This is a genomic window from Actinomadura luzonensis (assembly GCF_022664455.2).
Lineage (GTDB): Bacteria > Actinomycetota > Actinomycetes > Streptosporangiales > Streptosporangiaceae > Nonomuraea > Nonomuraea luzonensis.
Window position 1 is genome coordinate 4,104,737 of the sequence record NZ_JAKRKC020000001.1, and the last position, 14,869, is coordinate 4,119,605.

Sequence of the window (14,869 nt, forward strand, 5' to 3'; positions counted from 1 at the left end):
CAAACGCCTATGTGGCTTCTGCAACTTGCGGAAAGTTGCGCTTGACCGGGACGGGCGATCGCGACATCCTTCACCAGAACATCACCCGACCACTCGGGTCCCCGGGGAAGGACGATCATGCTGCTCGGCAACGACGACTGGTGGCGGGACGCCGTCGTGTATCAGGTGTACCCGCGGAGCTTCGCCGACGCCGACGGCGACGGCACCGGCGACCTGAAGGGCGTGCGCGAGCGCCTGGACTACCTGGCCGGCCTCGGCGTGGACGCCGTCTGGCTGAGCCCCTTCTACACCTCGCCCCTCGCCGACGGCGGCTACGACGTGGCCGACTACCGCGACGTGGACCCGCGCTTCGGCACCCTCGCCGACTTCGACGCGCTCGTCGCCGAGGCCCACGGCAAGGGCGTGCGGGTGATCGTGGACCTGGTGCCGAACCACTCCTCCGACCAGCACCCCTGGTTCCGCGCGGGGCTGCGCGACCGTTACGTCTTCCGCGACGCGCCCAACGACTGGGAGTCCATCTTCGGCGGCCCGGCCTGGACCCAGGTCGAGGGCGGCCAGTGGTACCTGCACCTGTTCGCGCCCGAGCAGCCCGACCTCAACTGGGACAACCCCGAGGTGCGCGCCGAGTTCCGCGACATCCTGCGCTTCTGGCTGGACCGCGGCGTGGACGGCTTCCGCGTGGACGTCGCGCACGGCATGGTCAAGGCCGCGGGCCTGCCGGACGTCGGCGCCAAGGAGGGCCCGCAGGCCGAGATGCTCGGCGACGAGCAGGTGCCCTACTTCGACCAGGACGGCGTGCACGACATCTACCGCGAGTGGCGGCCCATCCTCGACTCCTACCCCGGCGGCCGGATGGCCGTGGCCGAGGCGTGGGTCTCCTCGCCCGAGCGCCTGGCCCGCTACATCGGCCCGGACGAGCTGCACCAGGCGTTCAACTTCGAGTTCATGCTCGCCGACTTCCACGCCAAGTCCTTCCGCGCGGTCATCGAGAAGTCGCTCGCCGAGGCCGAGCTGGTCGGCGCGCCCACCACGTGGGTGCTGTCCAACCACGACAAGCCGCGCCACGTCACCCGCCACGGCAGCCTGGCCAGGGCCCGCGCGGCCACGCTGCTCATGCTGGCGCTGCCCGGCTCGGCCTACCTCTACAACGGCGAGGAGCTGGGCCTGCCCGAGGTGCTGGACCTGCCCGACGAGCTGCGCCAGGACCCGGCCTTCAAGCGCCGCGGCGAGAGCCGCGACGGCTGCCGGGTGCCGATCCCGTGGACCGCCGAGCCCGGCTGCGGCTGGCGCGACCCGTGGCTGCCGATCCCGCCGGAGTGGACGGCGCTGTCGGCCGAGGCCCAGGAGCACGACCCGGACTCGACGCTGAACCTCTACCGGGCGGCGCTGCGGCTGCGCAAGCGGCACCCGGCGCTCGGCGGCGGCACGCTGGCCTGGCTGGACTCCCCCGAGGACGTCCTCGCCATCGAGCGCGAGCCCGGCCTGGTCGTGGTGCTCAACACCGGCGAGGAGCCGGTGCTGCCCCCCGTCGCGGGCGAGGTGCTGCTGTCCAGCGGCCCGCTCGCGGCCGACGGGTCGATCCCGCCGGACACCGCGGCCTGGATCCAGCGCTGAGCATTGGGGGAATCTTTCCCCGCACCCGGTATGTGCCGGTGATGACGGTCGGTAATGTCGTGGGATGTCGGCGCTGTTCCGATCGATGTGGGCGAGGTCGCTCCGCGGCCGGGTGACCCTCATCGCGACGATCGTGGCGGCCCTCGTGCTCGTGCCCGTGGGCGTCGCCGGCGTCGTCCTGTCCAGGACGCTGGTCGAGGCCAGCGTGTTCGGCGACACCCGCGACACCGCCGAGCGGGTGGCGTACGAGATGCGCGGCGGCACCCTGCCCCAGGGCGCGGCCATCCCGGTGACCGACCCGTCGGTGGACCTCATCCAGATCGTCGGCCCGGACGGGCAGCTCCTGGCCTCCAGCGACGCGGCCAGGAACATGCCGCCGCTCGCCGACGTGCGCCCGACCACCGAGAACCGGGTGATCAGCACCACGAGCTGCCTGCCGGCCGAGTGCCTGCACCTGTCGGCGGTGCGGGTGAGCGTGTTCGCCGACTCGCCGGTCGTCTACGCCGGGCGCAGCACGCCGGAGGTGCTGGCCACCCACACGCTCGAACTCATCGTCTTCGCCGAGGTCGCGGTGCTGGTCGCGCTGGCCGGCTGGGCGACCTGGCTGATCACCGGGCGGGCGCTGCGGCCGGTGGCGACCATGCGCGAGGAGCTGGACGCCGTGCACACCGGCGACCTGAGCAGCCGCGTCAGCCAGCCGCCGGGCGAGGACGAGGTCGCCCAGCTCGCCCGCTCGATCAACGGCACCCTGGCCCGGCTGGAACGTTCCGCCGAGCAGCAGCGCCAGTTCGCCTCCGACGCCTCGCACGAGCTGCGCACCCCGATCGCCGGGCTGCGCGCCCAGCTGGAGAGCGCCCAGCTCTACCCGGACGACACCGACCTGGACTCGCTGGTGCGCTCCGCCCTGCGCGACACCGACCGGCTGGAGGCCATCATCACCGACCTGCTGCTGCTGGCCAGGATCGGCTCCCGGGTGGACGCGGCCAAGGAGCGGGTGGACCTGGCCGGGCTGGTGCGCCAGGAGCTGGCCCGGCGCAGCGACAAGCTGCCGGTCCGCGCCGACCTGGCCGACGGCGTCGAGGTGGACGGCGTGCGGCTGCAGCTCGCCCGGGTGCTGACCAACCTGCTCGACAACGCCCAGCGGCACGCCGAGACCTACGTCCAGGTGCGCGTGACGCGCAAGGACGGGACGGCGGTGCTGTCGGTGGAGAACGACGGCCAGGAGATCGCCGAGGCCGACCGCGAGCGCATCTTCGAGCGTTTCACCCGCCTGGACGCCTCCCGCAGCCGCGACGCCGGCGGCACCGGCCTCGGCCTGGCCATCGCCCGCGACGTGGCGATGGCGCACCGCGGCCGGATCTGCGTCGAGGACTTCCCGGGCGGCGCCCGGTTCGTCCTGAGACTTCCGGCCGTGCAGTGATGTCCACCCGGCCGATAGTGGATCATTAGGACATGACGGAGCAGGCGCCGCAGGGCGTAGACCCCCACATCCCGAACGCGGCCCGCATGTACGACTACTTCCTGGGCGGCAAGGACAACTTCAAGGCCGACCGCGACCTCGGCGACATGGTGCTGAGCGTCATGCCGGAGGTCCGCGACGGCACCAGGGAGAACCGCGCGTTCATCGGCCGCATGGTGCGCTACCTGTGCGAGCAGGGCGTCACCCAGTTCCTCGACCTCGGTTCCGGCCTGCCGACGCAGGAGAACGTGCACGAGGTCGCCCACCGGCACGCCCCCGAGGCCCGCGTGGTCTACGTGGACAACGACCCGGTGGTGGCCGCGCACGGCCGGGCGCTGCTGGCCGACCCCAACCGGGTCGCCATGGTGCACGGCGACGCGCGCCGGCCGGAGGAGATCCTCAACGACCCCGAGGTGCGCGGGCTGCTCGACTTCTCCCGCCCGGTGGCCGTGCTCATGATGTTCATCCTGCACTTCATGCCGGACGAGGAGGACCCGCAGGGCTTCGTGGCCGCCTACCGCGACGCGCTCGCGCCGGGCAGCTACCTCGCGATCTCGCACATGGGCAACGACGTGGCGACCGAGCGGGCCGAGCGCATCGCGGCGTTCTACCGGCAGTCGGGCATGCCGTTCACGCCGCGGCCGGGCAAGGAGATCGCGGCCTTCTTCGGCGACTTCGAGCTGATCCCGCCGGGCCTGGCCAACGGGCTCGCGCCGGCCGTGTGGCCGTTCTCCGACCCCGACCACCCGACGATCGTGGACGAGGAGACGGCCCGCATGGGCTACGCCGGCATCGCCCGCAAGCCCTGACTTCCCGGCCGGCTGCAACCTTTCGCCCCGCGCACCGCGTTGGCAACGGGCGAGAGGAGAGTTCATTGGATCGTCACGAGGGCTTCCGCGAGTTCGTGCTGGCCCGCCAGCAGGCGCTCATGCGGACCGCCTACCTGCTGGCGGGCGATCCCCACCTGGCCGAGGACCTGTTACAGAGCGTCCTCGCCAACGTGGTGGGGCAATGGCACAAGCTCGCCAGGGACGGCAACCCGGAGGCGTACACGCGCCGGGCGCTGGTCAACCAGTACATCTCGTGGAGGCGCCGGCTCCGGCCCGAGCTGCCCAGCGCCGAGCTGCCGGAGCACGGCTTCTCGCCGGACGAGGCGGCCCTCGACCGGGTCGTGCTGCGGCGCGCGCTGGCCCGGCTGACCCGGAAGCAGCGCGCCGTGATCGTGCTGCGCTACTGGGAGGACCTCACCGAGGCGCAGACCGCCGACGTGCTCGGCTGCTCGGTCGGCACCGTCAAGAGCCAGACCCACCACGCGCTGGCGCGACTGCGCGCGCTCGCGCCCGAGCTGGTGGACGCCCGAGCAGAGGAGGCGCTCAGATGACCCGGTTGCGCGACGCCCTGGCGGAGCTCGCGGAGCAGGCCCCGGCCGGACGCCCGGGCGTGAGCCTGGCCCACGCCGCGATCGCCCGGCACCGGCGCAGGCGGCGGGGACGCGTGACGCTGGCCGCCGTCGCGGCGGCCGCGGCCGTGCTGGCGGACGGCGGGGTGAGCGCGCTGCGCCCCACGGCCGCGCACCCCGCCTCCCCGGCCCGCCAGGCGGAGGTGATCGACCTGCCCGACGGCCCGGTGGGGGTGATCAGCCACTCCTACCGCGTCCCCTGCGCGTACGACCACGCCGCGCAGAAGGCGGACTGCGACGTCGCGGAGCTGCGGGTGGTCACCGTGAGCGGCAAGACGTACAAGGTGGCCCAGGCGCTGCTCCACGGCTCGAACGAGCGTCCGACGCCCGTCGCGATCAGCAGGGACGGCCGGCTGTTCGCCTACTACCGGGCCGACGCGGGCACGTTCGTGGTGCGCGACCTGGTGAAGGGCGGCGAGAGGGCCGCGCCGGTGCGGATCGAGCCGAGCCGGATCGGCGTCGGCGCCATGCTGGCGCTCTCCGACGACGGCCGCTACCTGGTCTTCGACCCGCGCGAGGGCAGCAAGCAGGACGCCACCATGATCGACGTGATCGGCGGGAGGACCACGCCGATCCCGGGCGTGTACGAGGTGATCAGCATCAGGGGCGACGTCGCCGAGCTGATCCGCTACCGCAAGACGGACCTGTGGCTGCGGCCCTTCGCGGGCGGCGGCAAGCCGGTGCGGTTCAAGGGGCCGCACATCATGTTCAGCGAGCTCGCCCCCGACGGCCGCACGGTCGCCGCGACCAGGTTCCCCGAGCACACGAAGAACCTCCTGACCATCCTCGACGTCAAGACGGGGCGGTCCCTGCGCAAGGTGCCCATCCGCGGCCTGCCGCGGGGCAGCCGGCTCACGGCCGTCACCACCTGGGCGAGCCCGTCGGAGGTGCTGATCGTCGCCGGGGGCAAGCAGGACCACGCGGCCTACGCCGTGGACGTCCGCAGCGGCCAGGCCCGGCACGTGCGCGACTTCAGGCAGCAGCTCTGGGTCGGCCTGCCGGGCGTCACCTCCACCGGGTGACGGACCGGCCGGGCCGGGCACGGGGACCCCGGACCGGCCGGCCCGCCGGCACCAGCGCGGGGCGGGGTCAGGCGCGGGCCATCTCCCGCTCACCGGATCCGTTGTCCGGGCCGTCCGGTCCGGGGCGCTCGCCTGCGGGCTCGTCCTCGTCGATCAGCGTGGCCTCGTCGAACGGGGCCCGCCCGGACAGCACCTCGCCGGCCCGCTCCCGGTCGAACTCGCCGGTCCAGGTGCCGACGAGCACGGTCGCCACGGCGTTGCCGGCGAAGTTGGTCAGCGCCCGCGCCTCGGACATGAAGCGGTCGATGCCGACGATGAGGCCGACGCCGTCCACCAGCTCGGGCCGGTGCGCCTGCAGCCCTCCGGCGAGGGTGGCGAGGCCCGCGCCGGTGACGCCGGCCGCGCCCTTGGAGGCGACCATCATGAACAGCAGCAGCCCCACCTGCTCGCCGAGCTGCAGCGGCGACCCGGTCGCGGTGGCGATGAACAGCGTGGCCATCGTCAGGTAGATGGCGGTGCCGTCGAGGTTGAAGGAGTAGCCGGTCGGGACGGTGATGCCGGCCACGGTCCGGCTGACGCCCAGGTGCTCCATCTTGGCGATGAGCCGCGGCAGCGCGCTCTCGGAGGAGGAGGTGGACAGGATCAGCAGGAACTCGCGGCCGAGGTAGCGCAGCAGCGACCACAGGTTGATCCGGGCGACCAGCCACAACATCGGGCCGAGCACCAGGCCGACGAAGAGCACGCAGGTGAGGTAGAAGGCCGTCATGATGATGGCCAGGCTCTTCAGCGCCTCGATGCCGGTCGCCCCCACGACGGCCGCGATCGCGCCGAACGCGCCCACTGGCGCGGCCCACATGATCATGGCGAGGATGCGGAAGACGAGCCGCTGCAGGTGCTCCACGCCGCGCAGGATCGGCGCGCCCTTGGCTCCCATGGCCTGCACCGCGAAGCCGGTCAGCAGCGCCACCAGCAGCGCCTGCAGCACCGACCCCGACGTCAGCGACGACACCACCGTGTCGGGGATGATGCCGAGCAGGAACTCGACGGTGGTGCCGCTCTCGGCGCCCTTGGCCGCCTCGGCCTCGGCCGCCTGCCGGGCGGTGTCGGTGAGCTGCAGGCCCTCCCCCGGGTGGATGACGTTGCCCACGAGCAGGCCGATGAGCAGCGCGACCGTGGACATCACCAGGAAGTAGCCGAGCGCCAGGCCGCCGACCTTGCCGACCCTGGCGGCCTGCCGCACCGAGCCGACGCCGAGCACGATGGTGCAGAAGATGATGGGCCCGATCACCATCTTGATGAGGGCGACGAACCCGGTGCCGAGCGGCTTGAGCGCCTGCCCGACGTCCGGCCAGGCGAAGCCGACCAGGATCCCGAGCAGGACCGCCGCGATGACGGCCAGGTACAGGTAGCGTGTGCGATCGCGCATGGGGGGTTTCTCCAGCGACTACGGACGGAAGTTCCAGTTGTGCGACTATGCGCGGCGCGCGTGACCCAGGTCACCATTGCGTAAGTTACGTTCACGACAAACGCACGAAAAGGTGTCTTCACATGCGGCGCTGGAGCCTGGCCGGCCAGATGCTGGTCCTGCAGCTGCTCGTGGTCGCGGTCACCGCCACGGGCGGCGCCCTGCTCGCCCTGGTGCAGGCGCACCGGCTGCTCACCGACGACGCCGGCCACCGCGCGACGGCCGTCGCGGTCAGCGTGGCGGCCGCCCCCGACGTGGCCGACGCCCTGGACGACCCCGACCCGAGCGCGCGGCTGCAGCCGTACGCCGAGCGGGTGCGGCTCCGCACCGGCGTCGACTTCATCACCATCATGCGGCCCGACGGCACCCGCCTCAGCCACCCCCACCCGGCCGAGATCGGCCGGCGCTTCCTCGGCAACACCGCGCCCGCGCTGCGCGGCGAGACCTTCACCGAGACCTACACCGGCACGCTCGGCCCCTCCGAGCGGGCCGTCACCCCCGTGCTGGCCGGCGGCCGGGTGGTCGCCCTGGTCAGCGCCGGGATCACGGTGGACAGGATCAGCGCCATGCTGCGCGGCCAGTTCGGCTGGGGCGGCTTCATCGTGGCGCTCGCGCTCGGCCTCGGCGCGGCCGGCACCTGGCTGGTGACCGCCCGGCTGCGCCGCCAGACGCACGGCCTCGGCCCGGTGGAGCTGGGCCGCATCCACGCCCACCACGACGCCGTCCTGCACGCCGTGCGGGAGGGCCTGCTGCTGGTCGGCGCCGACGGCACGCTGACGCTGTGCAACGACGCCGCCCGGCTGCTGCTCGGCCTGCCCGCCGACGCCGAGGGCCGGCACGTGCAGGAGCTGGGCCTGGCCGAGGTGCTGACCGCCGACGAGGAGCGGGTGCACCTGGTCGGCGAGCGGGTGCTGGCGGTCAACAGCGCCGCCAGCCGGCTCGGCCGGGTGGTGACCGTGCGCGACACCACCGAGCTGCAGGCGCTGACCGGCCAGCTCGACGCCGAGCGCGGCTTCGCCGAGTCGCTGCGCTCGGCCGCGCACGAGGCCGCCAACCGCCTGCACACCGTGATCACCCTGGTGGAGCTGGGCCGCACCGAGGAGGCCGTGGCGCTCGGCACCGCCGAGCTGCGCGCGGCGCAGGAGCTGACCGACCGGGTGGTGGGCGCGGTGCGCGAGCCGGTGCTCGCGGCGCTGCTGCTGGGCAAGAGCGCCGAGGCCGCCGAGCGCGGCGCCGAGCTGGTCATCAGCGAGGACAGCGAGCTGGACGACCTCGGCCTGGACGCGCGCGACCTGGTCACCATCGTCGGCAACCTCATCGACAACGCCATCGACGCCGCCACCCGCGTCGAGGTGCGGCTCGGCTCCGACGGCGGCCAGGCCGTCATCCGGGTGGCCGACGACGGGCCGGGGCTCGCCGACCCGGCCGCCTGCACCGCCGCCTTCACCCGGGGCTGGACCACCAAGGGCGACGGCCGCGGCCTCGGCCTGGCGCTGGTCGGGCAGGCGGTGCGGCGGCTGGGCGGCAGCGTGGAGGTGCGCGGCTCGGCGTTCACCGTCCGGCTGCCGATCCCGGAGCGGGCCCGGTGACCCGCGTGCCGGGCGCGCCGATCTCCGTGCTCGTGGTGGAGGACGAGGAGATCACCGCCGAGGCCAACCGCATCTACGTCGAGCGGGTGCCCGGCTTCGAGGTGGCCGGGGTGGCCCGCTCCGGCGGCGAGGCGCTGCGCTTCCTGCGCGGGCGGCCGGTGGACCTCGTCCTGCTCGACCTCCACCTGCCGGACCTGCACGGCCTGGAGGTGGTGCGGGCGATCCGGGCGGGCGGCCTGATGTGCGACGTCATCGCCGTCACCTCGGCCCGAGACCTCGCCATGGTGCGCTCGGCGGTGTCGCTCGGCGTCACGCAGTACCTTCTCAAGCCGTTCACGTACGCGACACTGCTCGAAAAGCTCACCCGTTACGCCCGGTTCAAGGAGGAGGCCGGCGAGGCCGTCGGGCAGGGCGACGTGGACCGCGTGCTCGGCACCCTGCGCGGCAGCTCCGAGCTGCCCAAAGGGCTGTCGAGGGACACCCTCGACGCGGTCGCCGCCCGGCTGCGCGAACAGCACGGCGGCATGGCCGCGCAGGCGGTGGCCGACGCCATCGGGGTGTCCAGGGTGACCGCCCGCCGCTACCTCGAACACCTGGTGGACCTGGGGGTCGCGGTCCGCGTCCCGCGCTACGGCGCGGTGGGCCGGCCAGAACTGCTCTACCGGATCCCCATGGAAAGTTAATGATGGTGACGCTGGCCGTTCAATCCGGGCCTCTAGCTTCTGGTTGCAATCAGATGCTTTGAGGAGAAACCGTTGCGAGTCTTGGCCGTAGTTCCCGCCCGCGGAGGTTCGGCGGGCGTTCCCCTGAAGAACCTCGCCCTGGTCGGGGGCGTGCCGCTGGTCACCCGTGCCGTGCGCGCCTGCCAGCGCGCCGAGCTCGTGGACCAGGTCGTGGTCAGCACCGACCACGACGGGATCGCCGGGACCGCCCGCGAGGCGGGCGCGCTCGTGGTCGAGCGGCCCGCGGAGCTGAGCGGCGCGACCGCCTCCAGCGAGTCGGCCGTCCTGCACGCTCTCGACGCGCTCGGCGAGGACCCCGAGGTGGTCGTGCTCGTGCAGTGCACGAGCGCGTTCATCGACTCCGCCGACCTGTCGGAGGCCGTGCGCAAGGTGCTCGACGGCGAGGCCGACTCGGTGGTGTCCGGGCTGCCGACGCACGAGTTCCTGTGGACCGCGGCGGGCACCGGCGTCAACCACGACCCGGCCGTCCGGCAGCGCCGGCAGGACCGCGAGCCCGAGTTCCGCGAGAACGGCGCCTTCTACGTGATGCGCACCGCCGGCCTGCGCGAGCACGGCCACCGCTTCTTCGGCCGCACGGCCGTCCAGCCGGTGCCGCCGCAGCACGCCGTCGAGGTGGACAACCCCGAGGACCTGGAGCTGGTGCGGGCCCTCGCGCCGTTCATCGACCGGCCGGAGCCGATCGACGTCGACGCCGTCATCACCGACTTCGACGGCGTGCACACCGACGACCGCGCCTACGTCGACTCCGACGGCCGGGAGATGGTGCTGGTCAGCCGCTCCGACGGGATGGGCGTGTCGCTGCTGCGGCGCTCCGGCGTCAAGGTGCTGATCATGTCCACCGAGCACAACCCGGTGGTGGCGGCCCGCGCCCGCAAGCTCGGCGTGCCCGTGCTGCAGGGCCTGGCCGACAAGCGCACGGTGCTGCGCGACTGGCTGCAGATCGAGGGCCTGGACCCGGCCCGGGTGGCCTACGTCGGCAACGACGTCAACGACCTCGGCCCGATGGGCGAGGTCGGCTGGCCGGTCGCCACCCCCGACGCGCACCCGCGGGTGCGCGCCGCCGCCCGCGTCGTGCTGACCAGGGCCGGCGGCTCGGGCGCGGTGCGCGAGCTGTGCGACCGCGTGGTGGCCGCCCGGCCGGAGGCGCCCGCCGCCGAGGCCAAGGCCCGCCCCAGGCTCGGCCCGGTCGCCATCGGCGACGTGCTGGTGGGCGACGGCGAGCCCGTCTACGTCATCGGCGAGATCGGCATCAACCACAACGGCGACCTCGACCTCGCCCGCCGGCTCATCGACGTGGCCGCCGACGCCGGCTGCCAGGCGGTCAAGTTCCAGAAGCGCACCCCCGCGATCTGCGTGCCCGAGGAGCAGAAGGGCCAGATCCGGCAGACGCCGTGGGGCGAGATGACGTACCTGGAGTACAAGGAGCGCACCGAGTTCGGCCGCGACGAGTACGCCCAGATCGCCAAGTACTGCGACGAGCGCGGCCTGCACTGGTTCGCCTCGCCGTGGGACGTGCCCTCCGTGGAGTTCCTGGAGGAGATGGACGTCCTGGTGCACAAGGTGGCCTCGGCCAGCGTCGCCGACCACGAGCTGCTGCGCGCCCTGGCCGCCACCGGCAAGCCGGTGATCCTGTCCACCGGCATGTCGACGCTGTCGGAGATCGACGCGGCGGTGGAGATCCTCGGCACCGACAAGCTGATCATGATGCACGCGACGTCCACGTACCCGCTGCCGCCGGAGGAGGCGAACCTGCGCACGATCACCACGCTCAAGGAGCGCTACGGCGTCCCGGTCGGCTACTCCGGCCACGAGCGCGGGCTGCAGATCTCGCTGGCCGCCGTGACGCTCGGCGCGGTGTGCGTGGAGCGGCACATCACGCTCGACCGCACCATGTGGGGCTCCGACCACGCGGCCTCGCTGGAGCCGTCCGGGCTGGAGCACCTGGTGCGCGACATCCGGATCATCGAACAGGCCCTGGGCGACGGCGTCAAGCGCGTCTTCCCCGGCGAGGAGGCCCCGAAGGCCCGCCTGCGCCGGGTGACCGTCTGACCGCCGCCACCCCCCAGGAGCACTCCCGTTGATCACCCTGTCGGTCGTCGTGCCGATCCGCGACGGTGAGCGGTACATCGCCGACGCCCTCACCTCGCTGGGCCGCAACGCCCGGCACGACTTCGAGTTCATCGTCGTCGACGACGGCTCCGTGGACGCCACCCCGGACATCGTCGACGACTTCCGCGCCGAGCTGCCCGGCCTGACCGTGGTGCGCAACGCCACCGCGGCCGGGCTGGCCGACGCGCGCAACACCGGCCTGGCCGCGGCGTCCGGCCGGTACGTGACGTACCTGGACGGCGACGACTGGCTCGCCCCCGGCTACCTGGCCCGCCTGGTCGAGGCGATCGACGGGCTCGGCTGCGACTTCGTACGCGCCGATCACGTGCAGGTCGAGGGCCGCAAACGGGTCGTGCACCGCGCCCCCGTGGCGCGGCGGGGCGTGGTGCTCGACCCCCGGGAGGCGATCCTGCCGGCCGGTGTCCGCACGATGGTCGACTACCCCTACGCCTGGGCCGGGGTCTACCGGCGTTCGCTGGGCGACCTGCTGCACTTCCCCGGCTCGCTGCACACGGCCGAGGACCGGCCGTGGATCTGGCGGCTGCACCGGGAGGCCGCCTCGTTTGCCGTGGTGTCGCTGGCGGGGGTGTTCTACCGCCGCCAGGTGGCGGGCTCGCTCACCCAGGTCGGCGACGAGCGGCAGCTGCACTTCTTCGACGCCTTCGAGCTGGTCTTCAAGGATCTGGAGCCGGAGTTCATGCCGAAGGCGGTGCGCAACTTCTGCGCCCTGCTGGCCCACCACCTGGAGCTCGGCGACCGGTTCACGCCGCCGCTGCGGGCCCGCTTCGAGGAGCGCGGCGCGCAGGCGGTGCGGGCGCTGCCGCTCGACCTGGTGGCCGGCGCCGTGGCGCGGATGCCGGCCGAGCGCGAGGCGCGGCTGCGCGCCCTGCTGCCCGACCTGCCCCCCAGCCCGCACGTCCGGGTCCGCCGCGACCGGGAGGAGACGTAAGTGAAGGTCTTCTACGCCTCGACGTTGTTCGGGGCGATGTCGCTGGCCGCCGCGATCGACGACGGCCGGTTCGGCGACGGCCGGCGCGTGCTCGTGGTGTCGAACAACGCGGCCATCCCCGAGGTGGCCGCGCCGCTCGACGAGACGCCCGGCTTCGCGGTGCTGCGCTCCCGCTTCGACGCGGTGCACTCGTGGAACGAGCTCATCGCGCCGCTGCACCCGTCGGACTGGCGGGCGCGGGTTATCGAGGTGCCGATGATGGAGCGGCTGATCCGCTCCCACTTAGGGCTCGACGGGGTCGAGGAGCTGGTGCTGGAGTCGATCGCGGTGCCGCCGGCGCGCACGATCGCGGGGCTGGTGCGCGACTGCCCGATCACGGTCTACTCCGACGGGCTGATGAGCTACGGCCCGACCCGCGACCCGCTGCCGGCCGAGATCCACCGCCGCGTCACCCGCCTGCTGCACCTGGACCTGGTGCCGGGGCTGACGCCGCTGCTGCTCAGCGAGTACGGCGTGCCGCCCGAGGTGCTGCCCGGCGAGCGTTTCCTCGCGGTCGTCGCCGAGGTGACGGCCACCGCCCCCGACATGCTGGCCGGCCAGGCCGTCATCCTCGGCCAGTACCTGTCGGCGCTGGAGCTGCTGAGCGCCGAGGAGGAGGCGGAGCTGCACGAGGCGATGCTGAGGGCGCTCGCCGCCCGCGGCCACGGGCACGTCGTGTTCAAGCCGCACCCGGCGGCCGGGCGGCGGCACGCGCAGCTCATGCGGGCCGCTGCCGAGCGGATCGGGGTGCGGCTGTCGGTGGCCGGGGAGAGCGTCCCCGCCGAGGTGTGCTTCGCCGCGCTGCGTCCCGAGCTGGTCGTGGGCTGCTTCTCCACCGGCCTGGTGACCGCGCGGCGCTACTTCGGGCTGCCGGTCGCCTCCTTCGGGACGGACCTGGTGCTGGAGCGGCTGGCGCCCTACGAGAACAGCAACCGCGTCCCGGTCACCATCGTGGACGCGCTGCTGCCCCGCCTGTCGGCGGACGGGCGGATCGAGGAGCCGCCGCCGGTGGAGCTGGAGGCGCTGGTGCGTGCGGTCGGCTACTGCATGCAGGCCGAGGCGTACCCGGAGCTGCGCCCGGCGGAGATCGCCTTCGACGCCCGCTACTTCAAGCGCAAGCGGCTGGAGACCCTGGGCTTCCTGGCCCGGCCGACGGCGTTGTCCCGGCTGAAGAAGAAGATCCGGGCCGCCATATGAGGCGCCGGGCCCCCGGGGAGGTACGGCCGGGGGCCCGGCGCCTGCTCAGGTGAGGGCCCTGCTCAGGTGAGGGCCCTGAGGTAGCGGCGCATCCGCCGCTTGGCCCGGTAGCCGGCCCGCAGCATGGACGGGTGCACCTCGACCCGCAGCCGGGCCCGCCGCCGGGCCGCCGCGTGCTCGGGGCCGTCCAGCAGGGACGCGGCCGGCCTGCGCGGCCGGGCGGTCACCAGCCCGGACAGCAGCGCGGCCCAGTCGCCGCGCTCGGCGGGATGGAAGTAGTTGGCCGCGCACCAGGCGGGCGAGGCCGTGCGGAAGCCGCCCTCGGCCAGCTCGTCGAGCGTGCCCAGCAGGCCGCTGCCCTCGAACACCAGGTTGATCATCTCGGCGCTGACGCCGAAGTCGCTCAGCACCAGCGACGGCACGCCCAGCGCGATCGCCTCCAGCGCCGCCGTCGAGCTGACGGTGACGAACCCGGCCGCGCGCGTCAGGTGCTCGTGCATGGAGCCGGCGGCGAAGCGCAGCCGTCCCGGCTCGCCCATCTCGCGCCAGAGCCGCTGGTAGTGGTGGCGCTCGTGGTGGGTCTGCCGCTCGTCCTCCAGGGCGCGCAGCTTGACGACCACGTCCAGGTCGGGGCGGCGCGCGGCCAGCCCGGCCAGCGCCCGCAGGATCTCCTCGCGCTGCTCGCGCTCGCGCGGCACCTTGGCCTGGGTGGCGAAGACGACCCGGTCGCCGCCCGCGGCCGGCGCGCCGGCGCGCAGGAACGGCAGCCGGGCCAGGCCCACCGCCCCTCCCCCGCCGAGCCGCGCGGCGATCTCACCGAACTCGGCCGCCTCCCGCTCGCTGTGCACCACGAACAGGTCGCAGCCGCTGCGGAAGATCCACGCCTTCTCCGTCGCCGGCACCGAGATGCCCGGCAGCCCGCTGACGAACACCGGCCGCGGGTCGAGCCCGTCCAGCACCTCGGCCACCAGCACGTCCACCACGGGGCCGGTGCAGGCCACGAGGATCACGTCGGGCCGGGTGCGCTCGGCCAGCCGGCGCACCGACCGGGCCGACAGCACCGGCGGGGCCGCCCGGCCGCCGACCGCGGCCGCGATCTGCTCGGGCGAGGGCGCGATCGGCGTGCGGACCACGGCGAGGTCCGTCACGGCGCCCTCGGGCAGGTCGTCGAGCAGGCAGGCCGCCCACTTCAGGTACGAGTCGGAGTCGGCAACCGCCAACACG

12 protein-coding genes are annotated in these 14,869 nt (G+C 73.6%); 10 read left to right on the forward strand and 2 right to left on the reverse strand.

Annotation, left to right across the window (positions count from 1 at the left end):
* Positions 1-117 precede the first annotated feature (117 nt).
* The 5 genes from MF672_RS19970 to MF672_RS19990 all read left to right on the forward strand — a co-directional run bounded on the left by MF672_RS19970 (position 118) and on the right by MF672_RS19990 (position 5,554).
* On the forward strand, positions 118-1,614 hold the full coding sequence (locus MF672_RS19970) for a glycoside hydrolase family 13 protein (RefSeq protein ID WP_242376630.1): 1,497 nt from the start codon (positions 118-120) through the stop codon (positions 1,612-1,614).
* Positions 1,615-1,678: 64 nt separating this feature from the next.
* A complete protein-coding gene (locus MF672_RS19975; RefSeq protein WP_242376631.1) occupies positions 1,679-3,034 on the forward strand; it encodes a sensor histidine kinase in 1,356 nt (451 codons plus the stop codon).
* 32 nt (positions 3,035-3,066) lie between these two features.
* On the forward strand, positions 3,067-3,882 hold the full coding sequence (locus MF672_RS19980) for an SAM-dependent methyltransferase (protein WP_242376632.1): 816 nt from the start codon (positions 3,067-3,069) through the stop codon (positions 3,880-3,882).
* A gap of 65 nt (positions 3,883-3,947) precedes the next feature.
* A complete protein-coding gene (locus MF672_RS19985; protein ID WP_242376633.1) occupies positions 3,948-4,454 on the forward strand; it encodes a SigE family RNA polymerase sigma factor in 507 nt (168 codons plus the stop codon).
* Positions 4,451-5,554, forward strand: coding sequence for a hypothetical protein (locus MF672_RS19990; protein WP_247815332.1), 1,104 nt, complete (start codon positions 4,451-4,453; stop codon positions 5,552-5,554). The genes MF672_RS19985 and MF672_RS19990 overlap by 4 nt, the downstream gene beginning before the upstream one ends.
* Positions 5,555-5,621: 67 nt before the next feature.
* On the opposite strand, the gene MF672_RS19995 is transcribed toward MF672_RS19990, so the two are convergent.
* Positions 5,622-6,980, reverse strand: coding sequence for a cation:dicarboxylate symporter family transporter (locus MF672_RS19995; RefSeq protein ID WP_242376635.1), 1,359 nt, complete (start codon positions 6,978-6,980; stop codon positions 5,622-5,624).
* A gap of 122 nt (positions 6,981-7,102) precedes the next feature.
* Between MF672_RS19995 and MF672_RS20000 the strand changes: the two genes are divergently transcribed.
* The 5 genes from MF672_RS20000 to MF672_RS20020 all read left to right on the forward strand — a co-directional run bounded on the left by MF672_RS20000 (position 7,103) and on the right by MF672_RS20020 (position 13,645).
* Positions 7,103-8,608 carry a sensor histidine kinase gene (locus MF672_RS20000; RefSeq protein WP_242376636.1) on the forward strand — a complete coding sequence of 502 codons (1,506 nt, stop codon included), beginning with the start codon at positions 7,103-7,105 and terminating at the stop codon, positions 8,606-8,608.
* The gene (locus tag MF672_RS20005; protein ID WP_242376637.1) at positions 8,605-9,291 is read left to right on the forward strand and encodes a response regulator; all 687 of its coding nucleotides are present in this window, start codon (positions 8,605-8,607) and stop codon (positions 9,289-9,291) included. The genes MF672_RS20000 and MF672_RS20005 overlap by 4 nt, the downstream gene beginning before the upstream one ends.
* 72 nt (positions 9,292-9,363) lie before the next feature.
* Entirely contained in the window at positions 9,364-11,400 is a 2,037-nt protein-coding gene (locus MF672_RS20010; protein WP_242376638.1) for an N-acetylneuraminate synthase family protein, read from the forward strand.
* 28 nt (positions 11,401-11,428) lie between these two features.
* Positions 11,429-12,409, forward strand: a complete 981-nt coding sequence (locus MF672_RS20015) for a glycosyltransferase family 2 protein (RefSeq protein ID WP_242376639.1) — start codon at positions 11,429-11,431, stop codon at positions 12,407-12,409.
* Positions 12,410-13,645, forward strand: coding sequence for a polysialyltransferase family glycosyltransferase (locus MF672_RS20020; RefSeq protein ID WP_242376640.1), 1,236 nt, complete (start codon positions 12,410-12,412; stop codon positions 13,643-13,645).
* A gap of 62 nt (positions 13,646-13,707) precedes the next feature.
* Here MF672_RS20020 and MF672_RS20025 read toward each other — a convergent pair whose 3' ends face one another.
* Complete coding sequence (locus MF672_RS20025) at positions 13,708-14,868, reverse strand: DUF6716 putative glycosyltransferase (RefSeq protein ID WP_242376662.1); 1,161 nt, start codon at positions 14,866-14,868, stop codon at positions 13,708-13,710.
* Position 14,869 lies beyond the last annotated feature (1 nt).